We start from the raw sequence: 19,752 nt of genomic DNA, 5'->3' as shown, positions 1-19,752 counted from the left end.
TATCCATGACGGAAAAACGATTCGAGATCTGCCCGGCTACCGAATTCGACGCGGGTGAGCGACGTATCGTCACCCTAGACGGATTCTCAGTCGGCGTCTTCAACGTCGACGGGGAGTACTATGCGATGAAAAACGACTGTCCTCACCAGCGTGCACCGCTCTGTGAGGGCAAGCTCGGAGGGACGACGGAATCTGACAGTCCCGGTGAGTACGACTGGGTCCGACCGGGGCAGGTCGTTCGCTGTCCATGGCATGGCTGGGAGTTCGACGTCAAAACGGGAGAGTCGGTGTTCAATCCACACAAGGTGAAAGCCAAAACGTTCGAGGCGCGAGTCGAGCCGTCCAGAGACGAGGAAGCAGCTGCCGATGGTGGCTGTGATGGCTGTGACGTCGCCCTCGAGGGAGACGAGCCTCCGGTCGAAACGTACGACGTGGAAGTCGAGCACGGAACGGTTGTGGTATACCTATGAGTACTGATTCGGAGAGCGCTATCGAATCCTTCCGCAGCGAGATCGATCCGTTCGTCTTCATCGGCGGAGCGATCGTCACGATCCTCGCGATCGGCTACATCGCCGCTCGCCCGGACGCCGCAGCGGAATCGCTTACGAACGCCAATAACTTCCTCTGGAGCGAACTCGGCTGGCTGTTCCTCTGGGCGATGTTTCTCGCCGTCGCCTTCTGTCTGTGGCTCTTGATCGGGCCGTGGGGCAACATCAAGTTCGGCGGTCCCGACGAGGAACCGGAATTCTCGTACTTCTCGTTCCTCGCGATGTTGTTCTCCGCGGGGCTCTCGACCGGCCTGGTCTTCTACGGACCAGCGGAAGCATTATTCCATTACTCCTCGGGACTGCCGTTTTTCGGATCCGAAGCAGAGAGTACCGCTATCGTTCCCGACGCGGTCCAGTATACGATGCTCCACTGGGGGATCTCCCCGTGGTCGGCGTATCTCGTGGTCGGCGTGACGATCGCCTACTACGTCCACCGCAAGGGTGCGCCGATCAAACCGTCGACCGTGTTTGCACCCTTCATCGGCGTTGAAAATCTCGACGAGAACTGGGTGAAACCGCTCGACCTCCTGATGGTGGTAATCTCGGTTGGCGGTGTTGCCGTCTCGCTCGGCTTCGTCGTCACGCAGTTCCTCGCAGGGATGTCCTACAATTACGGCGTCGAGGTCGGTGACCTTGGGACGATACTGGTAACTGTCGGTCTCACGGTCGGATTTACGGCCTCTGCAGCGCTGGGTGTCAAACGCGGCATTCGTCGCGTCTCGACGTTCAATATGTATCTCTTCGTCACCCTGCTCGTGGTTGCGTTCGTGTTCGGCCCGACGGCGTTCCTGCTCACTACCGGAACGGAGGCACTCGGCGGATACGTGAACAACTTCATCGGCATGAGTCTCTACATGAACGCGGCGAACGGCGTCGAGTGGGTCGGTGGCTGGACCGTCTTCTACTGGGCCTGGTGGTTCTCCTTTGCGCCCATGATCGGCATCTTCATTACACGCATCTGCCGTGGTCGAACCATCCGTCAGGTCGTCTTCGCCGGACTGGTCGGAACTACTGCAGCCTCGTTCCCCTGGTTCATCGTTATGGGCGGATCCTCGCTGTGGGTACAGACGAATGGATCCCTCGATCTCCTCTCGATCGTCTTCGAGCAGGGGCGTGAAGTCGCTGGCTTCCCGCTGTTCGAGACGCTCATTCCCTTCGGCGGCGTCTTCGCCGTCGGCTACCTCATACTCGTCCTTACGTTCCTCATCACGACTGTCGACTCGACAACGCTGAGTCTCGCGATGTTCACCACCGATGGACGCGAAAACCCCTCGACTGTCAATCGTGTCACCTGGGGCGGGCTCGTGGGACTGCTCTCCTCTCTCCTGCTCATCAGCGGTGGCCTCGCCGCACTCAAGGACTTCGTCGTCCTACTTGGCTTCCCGATCGCGTTTGTCATCGGGCTCTGTGTCGTCGGACTCGTCATCGAATTCGAGCAGCTCAATCCGGTCTTGTTGACCGAGCGCTATGGGAAAACAGACCGCGAGAACACCACCCAAAAAACGGTCGCAGGCTACCTCTCGGAGCGTCGTCCCAGCTGGATGGGGGGCTCCGACGATTGATTTCCGTTCGGTGATCGTTTCTCGAGTCGTTCCAGCGATCCTCGCTCGTCGTTTTATACGTATCTGTCGGCACCTCTCAGAACACACAGCCAATTGAGTGTGAGCCTACGCCCGTCGATACGACATGGGACTTCCCGTCTCGATCCGACACCGTGTGTTGGTTCTGCTTCCGATGCGCGTACGACATCTGGTTCAGGTCCTCACCCGAGAGCGACAGTCACAACCGGGACGGGCGAGTCAAAGATCGCCTTCTGTGTCACACTCCCGAACAACGCTTTCCCGGTCGGCGACCGCTGTCGTCCACCGATGACGATGTATCGTGCATCGTGTGTCTCGGCGTACGCTACGATCTCGGCTGCGGGATCGCCGACACGTACCGAGATCGTGGGATCTGCGAGTGTCGGCTCTTCTATTGCCCGAGACACGATATTCTCCCCGACCTGCTGGACCTCGTAGTTGTCGGTCAGGTCCTGTCCCTCGACGTCCTTCTCGAGGACTTCAACGAGTTCCGACCGCTCGAGGACGTGAACCACGTGCAGGTCTTCCTCGAGGTCGGTCGCGAGTGTCTGTGCTTCGCTGAGAACAGGAGTCGCTCTATCCGAGTCGTCGATTGCTGCTACAATCGCCATACTGTGTCGACGGCGTCGATCGTGAAAGTCGTTCCGACGGAATCAGGATATCGTCGAACCGAGGTTGCAGTCATCGTGCGGTGGGTTGCTCGCCGTAGAGTGTCAAGGCGTACGGATGCTCGCTTTCTGGTCGAACATGCCGTGCAGTCGTCGGCTGGCTATCTGGGCGTTTCAACGGCGTGCAAGCCAGAGCAACGGAAGTACAGCGAGGCCGAAGCAAAGCAACAGGCTCGCAAACGAGCCCATGTACGTGAATCGTGTGGCCACCGTTCCGATGTACACCGGACCGAGGCTGCCGACGGCGAAGTAGACTGCCCGGAGTGCGCCGAGATCGCTACCAATCGTCTCGTCAGCTAGAACATCAACCAGATAGATGTACATGACCGGCCAAATAGTCGTCAAGCCGACGGCAAAGGTGAGCAATCCGACGCCAAGTCCAACAACGGAATCCGCTCTCATTAGACCAACGAGGCCGACAATACCGAGCCCTGTTGCTCCGAGCCCGAGAGTGATCGGGGGTCGCCGCTCACAGAGCATGCCGGCTATCGGTGTCACAAGCATCCCCGTGACGAACACGCTGGCAAACGCAACCGTTGCCTCGAACGAGGTAAACGACTTCTCGACTCGGAGAAACGTTGGGAGGAAACTGGCACTTCCCTGCCAGATGAAGTTGAAGACGGACAGCACGAATAGGATAGCGTACGTCTCTCGGGAGCGGAACAGCCGAGAGCAGACCGACTGGATATCGAGGGCGACCATCGAGATGTGATACGAATCGCGGTTGAGTCGGTGACCACTAACAGCCACGAGGGCGAGTAACACGATAACCGGCACGAACGCGTTCCGCCATGCGGCAACACCGATAACTGTGATGGCCAGCACCGCCGAAAGCGCGCTGCCAAGATTGATAGCGGCATCTCTGATACCGAATGCACGGCCACGGTTCTCGTCGAAGAGGTCCTGAAGGAGAACGATACCAGCCGGCTCGAACATCCCGTAGCCGAATCCGATGAGCCCGAGACCAGCAACAAACAGTGGGAACAGATTCGAGAGGACCACCAAAAGGAAGCCAGTGATCATCAACCCCTGGCTCGCGAGTAAGACGACGTTCGACGAGAGGTCTTCGGAGTAACGGCCACCGGGATACTGTGCAAGCGCGTTACACGCCCACATGAACGTGATGGAAGCCCCCGCCGCAGCGGGCGTGATGCCGAAGTCGTCGATAATCTCGGGAAGGAGCGGCGCGATAACGAGGACGCCGGACAGCGAGACGACGATCCCGAGAGCGTGGACATTCAGTTGCTTCCCGTTGTAGTCCTGAAACGTCTCGAGCATTTAGCTTCGATCCCTGGTTGTCCCGGTGTTCATCTTCAGTGATCTATCGTGACAGGCATCACTTGCAGTGTCTCCACGCTGTCTCACGCGGGCAGTGGTCTCAATTATCTATCTCGAGAGTAAGATAACGGCGATGACTGCACAGCCGAGGCCCGCCAACTCGACCCTGGTGAGCGATTCATTGAGGACCGTGATTGCCAGAACCGCCGTTCCGAGGATGTACATGCCGCTGATACCGGTTGCAATGGCGGCAGAGCCGGATCCGAGTGCCACGTAGTACGCGATCGTCCCACCCCCGAGAAAGACCCCAGCGACAAGCGCGATACCAATACTGCCGGGCGCAGCAACGAGTTTGTCTCCGGTGACGGTGACGTAGGTCACGGCGACCCCGATTCCGGCCGTGTACGTGTAGACGACTGCTTGCTCCGCGGGGAGACCACCCATCGCAACTTTTGCGAGAAACGCCCATCCGGTGTACAGAAGCATAGCTCCGACTGCAAAAGTGACTGTCTTTTCCATTGGCATCTTGCTACTCTCGGTCGCGGAAAATAGCCTTTTCGCTGACACCGAGTCTGTGAGTCGACTGTAATCCCCGTGACTGACCCGTGGTTTTAAGGGAGTGGAGAGTGGTCCTCTAATCGGCAGATGAGTAGCAAGACTGTCGTACTAGGCGGTTCTGGTGCAATGACATCGGGGTGCGTTTATGACCTCTATCAGACAAGTGACTTCGACGAAATCGTCGTGGCGGATGCCGACGAGGAAAACGCGCGCCGCCTCGTTGAGCTCATCGATGACGACCGATTTCGGTTCGAATCAGTCGATGCGACCGACACGGACGACCTCGTACGCGTTCTCGAGGATGCGGAGTACGTCGTCAACGGCTTGCCGTATCCGTTCGAAGAGAACGTCCTCGACGCGATGCAACAGGTCGGTGACCTCACGGGTGTCGACCTGAACGCGTTCGACTTCGACGATGTCCTCGACCGCTCTGAGGAGTTCGCCGACGCGGGGAATGCACTCTGGTTCGCCAACGGCGGCCTCGTGAGTACCATCGCGCTCGGAATGGTCGCCTGTGACCGCTTCGACGACGTTTCGGACGTCAATTTCTATTGGGGAATGTGGCGACTCCTTACCCAGACGACACCTGGATTAACGGATACAGTTACCTATGAACACGATCCGAACGTCGATGAGCGGGCGAAATGGGAAGACGGCGAAGTCATCAACGATCTCCCGGCATTCGACGAGCAGCGGACGTTCGAGTTCCCGGACCCGATCGGGGAGGAAGAAACGTACGTTATCTCACATCCCGAACCCATCACGTTCCCAAAGTCTCCAATTGCCCAAGAAAAAAACGTCGACCGCATTATCACACGCGGTGCCTGGCACGACGAGTGGAAGCGCTACGAACGAACACTTCACGCAGCGAATGCCTTCGAGACGGATCGGCTCGAGGTTGACGGGACAGCAGTCGATCCGGTTGAAGTGATGCAAGAGCAGGTGAAAGCCAAGGGCCAGGAACGCGAAACGGAGTGGAAGCCGCCTGCGGAGTTGTCACCGGAGACAGAGTGGACACCCCAAACGATCCTCTCGGCTGAGGTAACTGGTTCGGTCGACGGTCAGGACGACCGTGCCGTCTTCCACTTCAAGCAGCCGTTCCCGTTCTTCGACGGTAATGATATCACGCTGATGCGTGAATACGGCTGTTACGTTGGTGTTCCGCTATCCGTGACGCTCCAGCTCATGGCTGACGGCGATGTTGATGAAGAGGGTATCTTTATCACCGAGACGAGTGGTATTGACGTGGACCGTTACTTCGAGGAGATGGAAGCTCGAGGGTTCGATCTTGTTGCCGAGCAGACACCCGAAATGACAATTCGAGCACAGAATAAGAAGTGACGCTGTCTCGTTTAGCACCACGTCAGCGATAGTAACCACTGACCGTCACTGCACACCCGATCGCACGACGGCTGTTCGATCGGTGTGTCTCTTGGTTTAGTAATTACTATAGCGTTCCGCTCTCGAGTGTCTGCTTCGCTCTCGGATGGGTGTCGTAATGTGTGGATTTGATAAGCTATTGATGAAAGTTCTGTTTAGTTTAGCACCTTCGATAGCGTGTGTCTGTTGAGTGATCAGTGTGTTCGTTACGTATTGTAGTAATTCACATATCGTTCAAGATACTCTCTGACGCTCGCCCGACTGATCATCCACGAATTGTGGAATCGGTCAACACGCATTTTGAAGGTATCAAAGCACTTTCGATCAGAGTACGGTCAGTGTAGTCGAACTGACCGCTGATTCTACTCGAGAGAGGGCTGTCAGATAGCCGTAGCGATCGACTGGGAATATAGCGTCGGTGAGACCGTGTTTCTCGGTTACTCGATGCAGGAATGCGGCGGCTGGACGGTTCCTCGTCGTCCAACGACTGCGACATCACGAATCAGCTTTGACTCGAGCTTTATTGCAGTATAAATTCAAGACTGATCGCCCCCCCACCTTAATAGAAATCTGACCTGTGGTAGACCGCGACGGCATCGCCGTCTTCAGAATGTCTGGATTCTGGTATGTAACACGAGGCTGTTGATCTCGTGGACATCGACGGATCTGGCACGCTGCCAGCTAGCCGATGTACCTCTCGCCAGATCGCTTGCTGAGAGTGTTCAATGACCACCAGGCGAAGAGTCGCTTGTGTCTCTCGGAGCGAACACCCGGTCGCATGAAAACTGACGGCGAATGCCATCCTTGCGTACACAGTGATACTGACTGATGTAGGAACACGTTGAACTGCACTTAGAGTACTCGAGGTGAGGTCATGCAGACGTGATGCTGTCGCGTTGGCTCGAGTGCTTTACAAGCGGTATAGGAGAATGCCCCGGGGCTTGACCTCGGGGTTGAATCCGATAGGCAGGGGTACAAACCATTAAGTTAACACATCTCTAATCAAGAGACAGCGATGGAATACAGTCACCGCTACCCTGTATACCCGACACAAGAGGTAGCGGCTGAACTGGAATACCACATCGACGTTCATCGCCAAGCATACAACTACACTTTGTACGAGTACGCCCACGTTGACGCCGATAACATCGGGTCTGCATACAAACACCACTCCCGACTTCCCGGCTGGAAAGACGAGTTTCCCGTCTTCTCAGGGGTCAATCCGAAGGCCCTACAACGAACTGTCACGCGATTCTACCAGAACCTCTCGAACCTCTCTGACCAGAAGGCGAACGGGAACAAGGTAGGGAAACTCACGTGGAAGTCACCACGGGAGTTCCAGAGTATGACGTATTCGCAGTCTGGCTTCGAACTCAAAAACACGAGTGGCCGACATGCGACACTCTGGCTCTCCAAAATCGGCGACATCAAAATCCGCTACCACCGCAACATCCCCGACGAAGCAGACATCAAGGAAGCCACGGTCAAGAAGGAAACGACCGGCGATTGGTTCGTCTCCTTCGGACTGGAAACCGATGAGGACGACCTGCCTGAGAAACCCGACGTGGACTCGCTCAACGCGAGTAACAGCGTTGGGGTTGACCTCGGCATCCTCAATTACATCCACACGTCGGACGGCAAGACTGTGGATTGGCTCAACCTCGAAGACGAGTACGAGCGATTACGCCGCGAACAGCGCAAACTCTCGCGGAAGGAGCAAGGTTCGAACAACTACGAGAAACAACGCAAGCAGGTCGCCAAGGTCAAGCGCCACATCCGCCGGAAGGTGTTGGACTATCAGCACAAGATTACGACGTGGCTCGTCCGCGAGTACGACGCCGTATTCGTCGAGGACTTGGACGTGAAAGGGATGCTCGAACAGTCGCACAACGCCCGGAACAAGCAGGATGCGGCGTGGCGACAGTTCATCACTCTGCTCGAATACAAGGCCGACCTGTACGGTTGCCACGTCGTGCAGGTCGAAGCGGCAGGAACGACGAAAGAGTGCGCGTCGTGCGGTGGAGAGACGGCGAAGCCCATCTGGGTCAGGGAACACTCCTGCCCGTCGTGTGGGTTCGAGTGTGACCGTGACGCGAATGCGGCAATGAACGTGTTACAACGCGGCTTTTCTGAACTAGGGCTGGGATGGCCCGAAGACACGCCTGTGGAGACAGCGCTCCCTACGGACACCACCTCGGTGTCTGCAAAGCGCGTTTGTCGAGGGAACCTCGACAGGCTGTCAGACAGAGTCTGACAACGTCGTGGAAACAGGAAGCCGATGAAAATAGCAAAAGCAGACATGCCTACCAAGATCGACAGCCCGAACGCTGTGGCTCAGCACCAACCAGACTTCGGCGACGCGACCGACTACGGAAACATCGCTGCGGAACATTTCATCATGACGAAAGGGACCGACCTCTCTTCGCTTCTTGAGGGGCTAGAAGACGATCTCTGTCAATCGCCACACTGGGGATACGTGGTGAGTGGGACGCTGACCGTCACCTACGCCGACGGCAACGAAGAAACTGACGAGAGTGGCGATCTGTTCTACTGGCCACCCGGACACACGGTCCGAGCCGACGAGGACACGGACTTCGTTCTCTTCAGTCCACAACACGAGCACGGTGAGGTCCTCGACCACGTTCAGCAGAAAATGGGGGAGAGTTCCTAAAAACCTCTCTTCGTTTTTTACTTCTTGCGTGTGATCTCCCTTAGGGTCACGCCCGAGGCACTCGGCTGTATTTTTCTGTAGACTGGCTGGGACTCCCACGGAGGAAATCGCACCGTTCACCGCCTGAAGGATGTCACAACCACGGATCCTCTTACCCATCTCGGGTTGCCGATTAGTCTGGAATCAGTGTTTCATGCTTCGAACCCGGAAGATAGAGTCCATTTTGGATGGAGTAGTGGTAGCAGGCCGTATCACACAGTCGGATCTCCCTCGGGCCCAAGGTCGGAGTGATCCGTTTCGGACGGTTGCTCCCCTTCCCGACCGGCGATGCTCTCGGAAAACTCGTCGAGCGTGTGCTCTGAGTCGGCGTCGACCCGTTCGCGCTCCGGATTGGCCAGCACCGGGAGGATCATTCGGACGAACGTCACGATGAATACCATCAGGAACGGCCCGAGGAAGATTCCGTACCAGCCGAACAGCGGCGGCCCGAAGAGGTACGCGAACATGACCAGCCCGGTGTTGAGCAGTCGCCCGGAGAGATACGGCCGGATGTACGTCCGGACGAGGTTGTCGAACGCGACGATCATGACCGCGAGGAACACGAGCGGGAACCACAGCAATCGCGGATCGACCGCCGCCGCCTGAACCGCGAGCGTCGCGGCGATCGCGAAATAGACGATCGACCGGCCCACGAGCGGTACGAGTGTAAAGAGGCCGGTAACGACGGCGAACAGCACCGCCGAGGGGATCGCCAGTCCGCCGGGCGCAAAGAGATTAAACACCGTGTAGATGACCGCCGAGAGGATGATCACCGCGAAGATCGTCATCGTGTAGCCGAAGTAGATCGAACCCAGTCCTCGGTCGACGGTCGAGAGGTAGTTGGTCGCCAAGCTATCCTCACCGAACACGTTCGATTCGAACCAGTCGGCGATGTTCCGGTCGCTGACCAGCAGGAAGAACGCGATCAGCAGCGAGATGAACATATTGAACAGTGTCGCACCGATGGCGCCGACCGCGCCACCGACGGATCCGAGCAGGTTCTGCACCGATGGGTCCTGGATCAACACGACTGTCGTGTCGTACACCTCAGAGGGCGTGTTCGGGAGCTCCGAGATCTGAACCGGCAGCTGCGCGAGAATCCTGTCGACCGGCAGATCCGCGACCGCGGTTACGAGTTGCCCCAGCGCGACCAATAGGATCGCGCCGATCATCACCACGATCGGGACGACGATCAGGAGTAGCGTCAGCACCGCGACGAGGGTCGGCGAGGCGATCCGCTGCTCGAGTCGCTGCGTGATGGGACGTGCGACGTAGTAGATGAACAACCCGGAGACGAGCCATGGGAGGTACTGGTCGACGACGAGTCCCAACACGGCCAGTAACACAATCCCCAGAATCCACCACCCGAGGTGTTCGTGCGCTGCCCAGATGCGGACGTTCCGCATCGGTGAATCGGTTTCGTCCATGGGCTGTAATACCACGGGACTATTATTAACGAAATTGTGCCCTCGTCCTGAATTACTGGGAAACGGACTTCGAGATGGCACAATGGCGGAGCTGTGTACGGTCGACCGTTGAATCGTGCCGCGGGAGCGTGTCGACCTATTTATACTATCCCACAATTGTCAACTACTCCCTCAAAGGATGAACTATTATACGACGTAGCCAACGTTGGACATCAGCGATCGAATCGGCGACCGTGATGCAGAACTCGGGAGACAACTCGGGCCGAAGGTCGTCACCACGGTCACGGTATCAGACAAACCCGGTGTGGAACTCGTCGACATCGCGGATCGAAACGGTGCTGCCGTGATCGTGATGGGGACGAACACCAGGCCCATTTTCCAGCGAGCGTTCTTCCGCCCCTACGTCGAATACGTGATCAACAACGTGCCCTGTCCAGTGGCAGTACTGAGTTCGGTCTGACTGGATTTAACGAGAGATGGGATGTTCTCGTCCTCGGCCTGTTGTTGCTCGATATCTCCGCGTCAGGGTACGTCGACAGTACAGATGCCACCATACGTTCTGTAACTGTATACCCACCACGACATACAACAACCGAACCACCTGCATCTTGTATCGACGTTGTCGCAAGGCTCCGTTCGAGAGCCGGTAGCTAGCCTCGATATCTGGCTCTATCCATTCGAGAGTTCCTGCTTGATCGTCGTCTCCCACGAACGATTGGCAGTACAATTCGGGTTTAGAAAACGCTATACGGCTGGATCACAAGATTTCTGCAAGATGAACATGTTAAAGCTTGACATGGTCCAGTACGATTGCCCGTACATCAGGACCACTCGAGAACATGATGTCGCCTTTCACACCCAACATTGGGACTTCAACCAGGCGGATCGGACTCTCGAGACGCGACTGCTTGCGATCGGGGGGAACTCGAAAGAGCTACACGGTGCACTCGAGACGCTCAACGGCTACGAGATGCTTCAGGGGTATGAACTCCTCTCTCGGAAACAGAACACGGCGCTCATCCGGTCGCGAATCGACGAAACTGACGCCATGCAGACGATCCGTGAAAACGATGGGTATGTGACGGGCCCGTTCGTGATTCGAAACGGAAGTGAGATCTGGAACGTCGGTTTCGATAGAGAGACGTTTGCTGACGACGCTCTCTCGGAACTCGATTCCTCGAACGAATTCACGGTTAAGGGTGACGACTCGGTCCACATCGACGACTTCTTCGATATTCTTCAGAACGTCGAGTCCCTCGGTGCGATGCTTCGGGCGCTCCAGAATCTCACCGACAGGGAGCGCGAGACCCTCGAGGCCGCAGTCGAGAAGGGGTACTTTTCGACGCCGCGGGGAGCGACCCTCGACGACGTTGCCGGAGAGTTCGACATCTCGAGGATGGGTGCCTCGAAGAACCTTCGTCGGAGCCAACGAAAGGTTCTCCGCCGAGTTGTTCGCGTACTGAACGACGTCGAAGCGCAGATGGAGTTACAGGACGAAACATCGAGCGACCGGCAAGAGTGAAGGGGTCCCATACGGTCTGCCGTAACCATTTACGGGCGCACCCGCAGGGCGGTCGCGGTTGCACCCGAACTGACTGACAGGAGTCCGTATCCGACACTCGGAGGTGGGTTCAGCGAATGATACCTCGTGGATCGATCTCCTCGCGCAGGAGTCGTAACTGTTCTGGGGCTGGCTCCGGACTCCGATCGTACTCACCAACGTGAATTCGAAAGCCGCTTTCTTCGTTTACAAGAGCGGTCTGAAAAATGTTTTCCGGACCTGTCTCGTAGCTCGGGTATGTCCACGACCGTTGCACCCGACGCCGAGGAGGAGTGTGCGTATTGTGGCTCGCGTCTCTTCGACCACGACCCGATCTGCGTCCGTGACTGTACTGACGACTGTGGATCGCCGACGTACTTTTGCAACTACGCGTGTCTCTCGGCCTACATCGACGAGAACGACGTGACAACGGGCGACGCATGCAAATGGGTACCCGACGAAAGCGGTTGTTGTTGATCGAGTCGTATCGTCAGATTTACACGTCTACTGAGTGGTTGTTCACAAGCTATCCTCGAGATCCGATCGCAAGCTAGCGAGAAACGCCAAGAAAACCCATCGGTGTCACTCGCTTGGGGGTGAATCGGAGTGCCACGGCCGGCCACGACCCTGGTAGAAGTCACCGGCCCACTGTCCGATCCAGATATCCTGGTTCGCGAGGTACAGCGCCCACTCGGTATTGAAGCGATCATCGGTCACGGACCACTCGTCAGCGGCGGGATCGTACTCGACTGCAGTGTTGTAGACGGCTGCCTGTCCGTATTCGCCACCGGCCTCGGGTGGTAACGGAAGCGTGTATTCCGCGTTCTCGTCTCGAGACTGTGGACGCTCGGCACGCTGCAGTCGGCCGCGATTGAAGGTCTGGTTAAAAAAGCGGGCGAACGTATCTTTCACGCCGCTTAGCTCGAGCACGGCGTCCGCTGCATTGAGGCCGCCGGTGATGTCGCCAGCGTCCCGAGCGGTGATCGTGTACGTATCTGCGTTCGATCCTGATTTGAACGTTCCCGCATCACCGTCCCAGAGTTCGTCAGTCATGTATCCGAGCACGTCTGTGGCAGTATCAGTGTGATCGACACTGTCGAGTTCGGATGCCCACAGCAGTCCCTGCCCAATGATCCCCTGCGTTGCAGCCTGATTTGTAGAGCCGTTGTTAACGAGCCCGTTGTCGTCGAGGTTCGCGTCAACCTGCTCTGCGAGGGCGTTCGCGTATTCGACGGCGTTCGACTGCAACTCGCCACTACCGGCCTGGGTGCCGTACCATCCAACTGCCCCGAGCGTCTGTCCGAGCTGTCGCGTCGACTGTGATGCGATGTCAGCCGGGGAGAATTGGGAGCGAGTCGCCTGGAACATCCCGTCGGTGAGCTGTTGAATTTCTCTGCAGGATGAGCGGTTCGGGGTTTTCGTAGCCGAACCAGCCTCCTTGAGCGAGGCTGACCATCTCCGAGAGGAACCAGAGCATCGCCGAGTGATGGTGGACGCGCGGCGTCGCATCGGTGATTTCCGGACCGCTCGGCCGGAAACCCGAAACTAACTCGAGCGAATCGTCACCGGTCGTCAAGGCACCGTTCTCCTGTGGCCCGCCGGCGATGAGTGCCGCGTTGATCCCGATCTGGGCGAGCGTCGAGAGGACTTCCGAGCGAAACTCCGCTGCGAGGTCGTCCGGCAGTACGTCGAAGTGAGCCTCGAAGTTTTTCGCCCACGTAACGCCTTTCAGATGAGTCCAGGCCAATGAGGACGGACTGACCACGCCGGAGGACTGTGATTTGTCCCATTCGAGCGTGCTCGCATCCGGTCGCCCACTTTCGTCTTCGAGCACCGGCTGCTGGGTGAACGACGGATCGCCTTCGGTGAACGCAGCCATGTTCAGGTTGGCGTTCGCGACTGGCGGCTGCTCTTGTCCAGCCGCCTCGAGCATCGCCGGGAACCGCTGATCGAACTGGGCTTGCTGCTCGTCGTTGTGTGGGAACAAGACGCCGTTTCCACTCATCGAGATGTTGGTACTCATGTTGTAAAGGGAGTACCAGTAGGAATCCCAGGTTGCATCCTGCCAGCCGTACGACCGTCCGCCGGTGGTTCCATCATCACCATCCTGCTCGTCGTCCGACCCATTTCCGTCTTGCTCGCTGCTCGTGCCAAAGCAGCCCGCAAGCATTCCGGTTGTCGCGATACCGCCGAGACGAAGTACGTGCCGTCTGTCAAATTCCATGACGAGTAGACGATAGACGACGAACGATAAGACCATACCTCGCCTGTGGATAATCGGCACACGGTCGCCGAACAATTAGTATGTAGCGTGGTTTTGTTTAGTGAGCATCGCTGTATCGTCGCGACGTGCGTGTCTGCTTCGTTCATATCACTATGGTTGAATACAGACAGTATCGCTGCCACAGCTGAAGACTGAACCCGAGCGAAGATAGGCCCGACCTTACCCACAATAGCAGTTGTCGTCTGGACAGAACGTCGGTTCCTGATCTCCGATTGAGAGCCCAAGTGTCGCCAGTGAACTCCGCAGTCGTTGGCCGGTGGTCGTCTCGGGTCGAACCATCCCACCGACAGCACCCGTTGGAGACTCGCCAGTTTCGATGGTCGTGAGTACGTCGCGCTGGGCGTGATCGATCACCGCGACGTGATTCGCAGTCTGGACCGGGACGTATAGTTTCTCACGAGCAGGTCCCCACGCACCAGCGATTGCACTCCCGCCGATCTCGAGTTCGCGGTCGACAACTCGTTCCTCGAGATCGATCACCGTGACGGCGTCGATGTCGGGTGTGAAAACGTATGCGACGTCGGAACCTGGACCGATCTCACTCGTAATCGGCGGTGCGGATAACCCGTCGTCACGGGTGATCCGCTCGAGTTCGACTGGATTCTCGGGGTCGGAAATATCCCAGATACTCTCAGATCCCTCGCGCGGAATATCCGGATCAGAGCCGAGTTCTCCTTCGCCGTTTTCGACCAGGAGCAGGTCCCCATCGAACGATGCCGTACACATGAACGGGAGAACGTGTCCGTCGCCTGCCGGTTCGCCGACGTCGATCCGGGCGGCGATTTCGAACGGGTCAACGCGAAGCACGGTCAGTGTCTCGTTGGCGATGTCAGCCACGAATCCGTACTCACCGTCCGGGCCGAGCGTCATATCACACGGCCCGGAATACCCGACCTCGATTTCGCCCGTAACCTCGCCGAACGTGTCGCTCTCACGATCAGCGTCGATTCGGACGAGGACGTGATCGTCGGGGTCGTCCAGATTGGGTTCGAGGGTTGTCGTTCCACCGGCAGCGACGAGCAAGGAGTCCGAAGCCGGTGTCAAGTTGGGATAGTTCGGTCCGAAGCCGGTCTCGATTTCCGTAACCTCGTCTAACGTGTGCTGATCGAGAGCTTTGACGCCGCCGGAGACGTTGAGCCAGAGGGTATCGTACTCCGAATCAACGCCGGTGCCGTACTGATTGGCCGGGAACGACGCAGTCGTCTCGATAAAGACCGTCTCGATCAGTTCGTCAGTGGTTGCGTCGATGATGCTCAGTGTTCGATCACCGTTGTTGAATACGTATACCGTCGGGGCTCGCTCCCCGTTCGTATCGGACAGACAGCCGGCTAGCGTCGCAGTCGTACCAATAGCAGCCGACGATCGCAGTACTCGCCGTCGATCGATCCCGTTCCGGAACGGGTTCGTCGCTGCCGGATTCGTGCGAGACCGGTCGTTCTCGTAACTGGTTTTCCCGTTGTTGCGATTGCCCACACTCGAGTACTGACTCTGCGAAAACAAATAATGAAAGCGCCCGTGTGTCGAAAACACACTATCGACGTCTGCTCGTTAAGGAGATAGTCTTTCCAAGAGTCACACACGACGGAAAACCGAAACAACTCGCCACGGTGTGTTCGATCTCGACCGTTCGCCGAGGATACATGACTGCGGATCTCTTTTTATGCAGTAGACGGAGCTGACCCAAGAAGGGCTCGAGGAACGGTGAGGATGACTGGTATGACCGGATTGGAAGGTACGGGGCAGTGAACTGAGGACAACGTAACCCACTTACCGTGTGGTGCGCTAACTCTTTTAGCCAACTAGACGTAAGTAGGTGGTGGATAGTAACCATGACAGAAACAGCAACGACGAACGAACCGACTCGCGTCGGCGTCGTCGGTCTCGGTGGCATGGGAGTGCAACACGCCCGATCGGTCGATTCCCTCGGACATCGTGTCGTTGGCGGAGCGGATATCGATCCGGAGACGCGAGACCGATTTGGCGAGGAGTTCGCCGCGCGGACGTACGAAACTCACGAGGCGCTGTACGAAGGTGAGGAGCTAGACGCCGTGCTCATTGCGACGCCGAACAAGTTCCACGAGCCGACGGCCGTGGCGGCACTCGAACGCGGATTAGATGTGCTCATCGAGAAGCCCCTCGCACACACGCTCGAGAGCGCCAAGCGGATCGCCCAGACGGAACAGACGACCGACGGATTCGGAATGGTCGGCTTCCACAACCGATTTTCGCCAGCGACGACCGTGTTCAAGGAGTACCAGGCCAACGGCGCATTCGGCGACGTAACGCACGTACAGGTTAATTACGTTCGACGTCGCGGCATTCCCGGGCGAGATTCCTGGTTTACGGACCCAGAACTCGCCGGTGGCGGTGCACTGATCGATATCGGTGTTCACGCGATCGATCTTGCCCTCTACGTGCTTGGATTCCCTCGAGCCGTTGAGGCGACAGGGATCAGCCGCTCCGAATTCGGCTGGCGGCCACAGTACGTCGATCCCGACCATCCTGAATCCAGCGACTGGGACGTCGATGAGACGACCTTCGCGGTGGACGACTCCGCCAGCGCGTTCATCAGAACCGCAGATGACCGTACGATCAGCGTCGAAGTAGCGTGGGCGGCCTCGCAAACGTCGCGTAACGACGTTATCGTCCGAGGAACAGACGGTGGCGCAGCGTTCGAACTCGGCGGCGATTCGCTTACGATCCACCACACGAGTACTCGTGGAACGCCTCACTATCGAACATCCGAGATCACGGCCACGCCACATCGGACGCCGCATGAAACACAACTCGAGATGTTCCTCGAGGCCGTCGCTACCGATGAACCACCAGCATGTAATACGTTCGACCAGGCGCTGACCGTCCAGAAGATCGTCGACACCGTCTACCGCTCTGAGGAGGCCGGTTACCCGGTCTCACTTGCTCCTGTGGACGAAGAAACACCGGTCTAGCGGTGTCCGGGGCCAACTATACTCACTTCCGACGATTGGTCGATAACCAAGTCGTAACTACGTTACCAATAGCTCTGGCCGTGTTTTTTCTGCCCCACGTTCGAATCGGATAGCAGAGAGACCAATGTTGAAGCTTTACAGCCTTACTGAATGTCCATACTGCGCAAAAGTCGAGCGGAAGCTCGATGCACTCGACCTGGAATACGAACGCTACAGCGTCTCACTGCTTCGATTCCGTCGTTCAGAAGTAAAGGAAGTAAGCGGTCAATCCGGGGTTCCTGTGCTTGTCGATCCCGAAAACGGTGTGACTGGCATGGCGGAAAGCGCCGATATCGTGGCGTACCTCGAACGAACATACGGCTGAACGTGCTCTCTCGAATAGAAGCGGTTTGATTCGGTCGGCTGTCGCTACGTCCTGATCGCACGATTTCTCCACCGGAGACGGTCGAACCCGAGCGGTCCATTGACCATTCGTTTTGTCCGCCAGTATCACGCGTCGTCTGGCTTTGCGATACTACCGTCGACAAGGTCGGCAACTGGCAAACACTGGCGACAGCCGTAGACTTCGTGATCATTGTTACCAAACACTCGTGCAAATCTGGGCGTTACGAACTTCCCGCAGGAACGGCAGTCAGGCATGATTGATTCCTCGTCTCGTTTTGTGGAGAGACAGCAATACAAATCACATCCGGGCGTGCACAACGCTCACACTACCGTCCACCTATTGCCTTCGCATAGGAATATTTCGTTTGGTAGTCAAGGAAATCAAATAACTATTGCGTCGCGAGCCATCTCTCAGCGCGATGCTTCAGAAGCGAGGTAAAGCGGCCAGGCGATGGGTTATATAGCTACTCCGACTTGGACAAGATGCCGGCATTATTGACTACCGGACCTTAGGCTGGAGATTGACTCTGTCTACAGGGGCCGATTACGTGTTCGTAACCTCCTAACTGAACGGTTCGCTCAGCGTTATAATGGAATAGTGCGACTGTCAGATATGGCTAACCAGACAGAATCGACCGAAACGGCGACAGCAGTTCGCGAAATCGAGGGAGAATCCGAATTCGACAGTATCCTCGAAAGTGAGGCTCGAGTGCTCGTCGATTTTTACGCTGACTGGTGTGGACCGTGTCAGATGATGGAGCCGACGATGGAGGCGGTTTCGAACGCTATCGATGCTCCCGTGGTCAAAGTCGACATCGATGCGTTCCCGCAGATCGCTGCTCGCTTCAACGTCAGTTCGATTCCAACTGTTATCGGATTCGAGCAGGGAGAACCCGCTGGCCGTCTTATCGGTGTGCAAGACGCTGACTCGGTACAACAACTCGTCGTCTGATAAGATGTGACACAGTCGCTACGAGCATTCACTTGCAGACCGTCAGCGTGTCATAAAATACGTCTCACACCCTCTACCTGACGATTATACAGCTCTCAATTCGCGTATGAGCCTGTAGTTTTGCCAGTCATTGGTTTTGTTCAAGATTGATGCCGCGAATAATGCCTGTTGAGACTACCTATGAAAATCCTGCACCTATGAAAATCCTGCAAGCGAATTTTCCACTTGATCGGTGATAGTTGTTCGGGTGGGCGCTGCGCTCACCCGAACAAGGGGTGAGAACCGCTGGAAAGCAGTGACTTCGAGAAGTGAAACACCCGGCAGGCGGGGGACTTCTTGTTTGCGGTGCCGTTGCTGTTGAGAGCGCGAGCAGGTCGCGCCTGAGATGCTGGCCGCCTCTCAGGCGCTCACCCCCGGTGGATCGTACATTTCCTTTCGTGTGAGCATGTAGAAGATTGAGACAAGCATTTTCCGAGCTGTTGCAACAATCGCTACCTGGTGGTTCTTCCGTTGTTTTAGCCGAGTATAGAAGTTCCCGAAGTAGTCATCACACCGTACTGCGATGTTTGCACACTGAACGAGGGCCCAGCGCAACGGCGCTGAGCCCTCTTTACTGATGCTGCCGCGTATTTCCTTGTCGCCAGACTGGTGAACCATTGGATCAAGTCCGGCATAGCTCACGAGTTGCTTGTCGTTGTCGAAGCGATCGACCTCACCGACTTCAGCAACGATAACAGCGGCAGTATACTGCCCAACTCCCGGAATCGACAGCAGCCGCTGGGCTGCTGGCGATTCCAGAACCTCTTGTTCGATCTTCTCTTCAACTGCCTCGATCTGTTCGTCGTAGGCGTCGATCACCGAGAGGTGTGCCTCAATGATTGTCCGATCGGGATGACTGAGCGAGAGTTCTGCGAGGAACTCTCGCCCAGTTGGACCGAATAGCTCGCTATCGTACGTGTTGTCCGTACGCGTGAGGACTGCTCTGACGCGGTTTTTCTCGGCAGTCCGTGATTCGACGAGCGACTTGCGTGTCCGGACGAGATCCCGCAGTGTGCGGATCTCGTCCGGTGGAACGTAACTTTCAGCGAGCATATCTGCCCGAAGCATCTGAGCAAGTCGCTTAGCGTCGACGCGATCGGTCTTGACCGTCGCGTCGGCGATGATCCGGTTCTTAGAAGGATTCTCAAGGGTAACGTCGAGATGCTCGTCGAGCATCTCGTAGATCGGGCGATAATTGCCCGACGCTTCAATAGCAGCTTCACCACCAGAATACTGTTCGGCGAGTTCGGCAAGACGGTCGTTTGGCAAGCGAATCTCGTCTTGCAGGTTGCCGTCGCCGTCAACGATGGCAACCTGCGAATACCGTTTGTGGGTGTCGATTCCAAGGTACATTGAACGCCTCCGTTGGGGCTGATAGCGCGTGAATCGGAAAGGCACCTATACGTGCTCTGTGGCACAGTGTTCTTCTTCCTTCCACGGGCTAGGACCGGTCATT

19 protein-coding genes and 1 pseudogene are annotated in these 19,752 nt (G+C 57.0%); 11 read left to right on the top strand and 9 right to left on the bottom strand.

Features of this window, described 5'->3' with window-relative positions; translation table 11 throughout:
* Positions 1-5 precede the first annotated feature (5 nt).
* Together ACERI1_RS18185 and ACERI1_RS18180 are read left to right on the top strand one after the other, a co-directional pair.
* On the top strand, positions 6-470 hold the full coding sequence (locus ACERI1_RS18185; RefSeq protein WP_373619881.1) for a Rieske (2Fe-2S) protein: 465 nt from the start codon (positions 6-8) through the stop codon (positions 468-470).
* On the top strand, positions 467-2,110 hold the full coding sequence (locus ACERI1_RS18180) for a BCCT family transporter (protein ID WP_373619879.1): 1,644 nt from the start codon (positions 467-469) through the stop codon (positions 2,108-2,110). Before ACERI1_RS18185 ends, ACERI1_RS18180 begins: the two co-directional genes overlap by 4 nt.
* 200 nt (positions 2,111-2,310) lie before the next feature.
* On the opposite strand, the gene ACERI1_RS18175 is transcribed toward ACERI1_RS18180, so the two are convergent.
* From ACERI1_RS18175 to ACERI1_RS18165, 3 genes are all read right to left on the bottom strand, one after another.
* On the bottom strand, positions 2,311-2,739 hold the full coding sequence (locus ACERI1_RS18175; RefSeq protein WP_373619878.1) for a universal stress protein: 429 nt from the start codon (positions 2,737-2,739) through the stop codon (positions 2,311-2,313).
* Between the two features lie 171 nt (positions 2,740-2,910).
* Positions 2,911-4,074 carry an MFS transporter gene (locus ACERI1_RS18170; protein WP_373619877.1) on the bottom strand — a complete coding sequence of 388 codons (1,164 nt, stop codon included), beginning with the start codon at positions 4,072-4,074 and terminating at the stop codon, positions 2,911-2,913.
* Between the two features lie 108 nt (positions 4,075-4,182).
* Positions 4,183-4,593, bottom strand: a complete 411-nt coding sequence (locus tag ACERI1_RS18165; RefSeq protein ID WP_373619875.1) for an EamA family transporter — start codon at positions 4,591-4,593, stop codon at positions 4,183-4,185.
* Between the two features lie 126 nt (positions 4,594-4,719).
* Between ACERI1_RS18165 and ACERI1_RS18160 the strand changes: the two genes are divergently transcribed.
* Complete coding sequence (locus ACERI1_RS18160) at positions 4,720-5,973, top strand: saccharopine dehydrogenase family protein (RefSeq protein ID WP_373619874.1); 1,254 nt, start codon at positions 4,720-4,722, stop codon at positions 5,971-5,973.
* 245 nt (positions 5,974-6,218) lie between these two features.
* On the opposite strand, the pseudogene ACERI1_RS18155 reads toward ACERI1_RS18160, so the two are convergent.
* Positions 6,219-6,892: pseudogene (locus ACERI1_RS18155) on the bottom strand (IS6 family transposase).
* A gap of 135 nt (positions 6,893-7,027) precedes the next feature.
* Between ACERI1_RS18155 and ACERI1_RS18150 the strand changes: the two are divergent.
* Both ACERI1_RS18150 and ACERI1_RS18145 read left to right on the top strand, forming a co-directional pair.
* Positions 7,028-8,266, top strand: a complete 1,239-nt coding sequence (locus tag ACERI1_RS18150) for an RNA-guided endonuclease InsQ/TnpB family protein (protein ID WP_373619873.1) — start codon at positions 7,028-7,030, stop codon at positions 8,264-8,266.
* 45 nt (positions 8,267-8,311) lie between these two features.
* Positions 8,312-8,683, top strand: a complete 372-nt coding sequence (locus tag ACERI1_RS18145) for a cupin domain-containing protein (RefSeq protein ID WP_373619872.1) — start codon at positions 8,312-8,314, stop codon at positions 8,681-8,683.
* A 251-nt stretch (positions 8,684-8,934) separates the two neighbouring features.
* Here ACERI1_RS18145 and ACERI1_RS18140 read toward each other — a convergent pair whose 3' ends face one another.
* Positions 8,935-10,149, bottom strand: a complete 1,215-nt coding sequence (locus ACERI1_RS18140; RefSeq protein WP_373619871.1) for an AI-2E family transporter — start codon at positions 10,147-10,149, stop codon at positions 8,935-8,937.
* 205 nt (positions 10,150-10,354) lie between these two features.
* On the opposite strand from ACERI1_RS18140, the gene ACERI1_RS18135 reads away from it, so the two are divergent.
* From ACERI1_RS18135 to ACERI1_RS18125, 3 genes are all read left to right on the top strand, one after another.
* Positions 10,355-10,609, top strand: a complete 255-nt coding sequence (locus ACERI1_RS18135) for a universal stress protein (RefSeq protein ID WP_373619869.1) — start codon at positions 10,355-10,357, stop codon at positions 10,607-10,609.
* 336 nt (positions 10,610-10,945) lie between these two features.
* Complete coding sequence (locus ACERI1_RS18130) at positions 10,946-11,671, top strand: helix-turn-helix domain-containing protein (RefSeq protein WP_373619868.1); 726 nt, start codon at positions 10,946-10,948, stop codon at positions 11,669-11,671.
* 276 nt (positions 11,672-11,947) lie between these two features.
* Positions 11,948-12,166 (top strand): hypothetical protein, encoded by a 219-nt coding sequence (locus ACERI1_RS18125; protein ID WP_373619867.1) that lies wholly within the window; start codon positions 11,948-11,950, stop codon positions 12,164-12,166.
* A gap of 105 nt (positions 12,167-12,271) precedes the next feature.
* Here ACERI1_RS18125 and ACERI1_RS18120 read toward each other — a convergent pair whose 3' ends face one another.
* From ACERI1_RS18120 to ACERI1_RS18110, 3 genes are all read right to left on the bottom strand, one after another.
* Positions 12,272-13,057: a hypothetical protein gene (locus tag ACERI1_RS18120; protein ID WP_373619866.1), complete on the bottom strand. Its 786-nt coding sequence runs from the start codon at positions 13,055-13,057 to the stop codon at positions 12,272-12,274.
* A complete protein-coding gene (locus ACERI1_RS18115; protein ID WP_373619864.1) occupies positions 13,020-13,913 on the bottom strand; it encodes a hypothetical protein in 894 nt (297 codons plus the stop codon). Before ACERI1_RS18115 ends, ACERI1_RS18120 begins: the two co-directional genes overlap by 38 nt.
* 219 nt (positions 13,914-14,132) lie before the next feature.
* Positions 14,133-15,446: a hypothetical protein gene (locus ACERI1_RS18110; protein ID WP_373619863.1), complete on the bottom strand. Its 1,314-nt coding sequence runs from the start codon at positions 15,444-15,446 to the stop codon at positions 14,133-14,135.
* 356 nt (positions 15,447-15,802) lie between these two features.
* Here ACERI1_RS18110 and ACERI1_RS18105 point away from each other — a divergent pair, with 356 nt between their 5' ends.
* The 3 genes from ACERI1_RS18105 (at position 15,803) to ACERI1_RS18095 (ending at position 18,257) form a co-directional block, all read left to right on the top strand.
* Positions 15,803-16,921: a Gfo/Idh/MocA family protein gene (locus ACERI1_RS18105; RefSeq protein WP_373619862.1), complete on the top strand. Its 1,119-nt coding sequence runs from the start codon at positions 15,803-15,805 to the stop codon at positions 16,919-16,921.
* Positions 16,922-17,045: 124 nt separating this feature from the next.
* A complete protein-coding gene (locus ACERI1_RS18100) occupies positions 17,046-17,285 on the top strand; it encodes a glutathione S-transferase N-terminal domain-containing protein (protein ID WP_373619861.1) in 240 nt (79 codons plus the stop codon).
* 633 nt (positions 17,286-17,918) lie between these two features.
* On the top strand, positions 17,919-18,257 hold the full coding sequence (locus ACERI1_RS18095) for a thioredoxin family protein (protein WP_373619860.1): 339 nt from the start codon (positions 17,919-17,921) through the stop codon (positions 18,255-18,257).
* Positions 18,258-18,656: 399 nt separating this feature from the next.
* Here ACERI1_RS18095 and ACERI1_RS18090 read toward each other — a convergent pair whose 3' ends face one another.
* On the bottom strand, positions 18,657-19,649 hold the full coding sequence (locus tag ACERI1_RS18090; RefSeq protein WP_373619859.1) for an IS110 family transposase: 993 nt from the start codon (positions 19,647-19,649) through the stop codon (positions 18,657-18,659).
* Between the last annotated feature and the right edge of the window lie 103 nt (positions 19,650-19,752).

It is taken from the genome of Natrinema sp. HArc-T2, from assembly GCF_041821085.1.
Classification (GTDB): Archaea; Halobacteriota; Halobacteria; order Halobacteriales; family Natrialbaceae; genus Natrinema.
The sequence above is the reverse complement of the archived record's forward strand: the minus strand, read 5'-3'. Positions and strand labels throughout refer to the sequence as shown.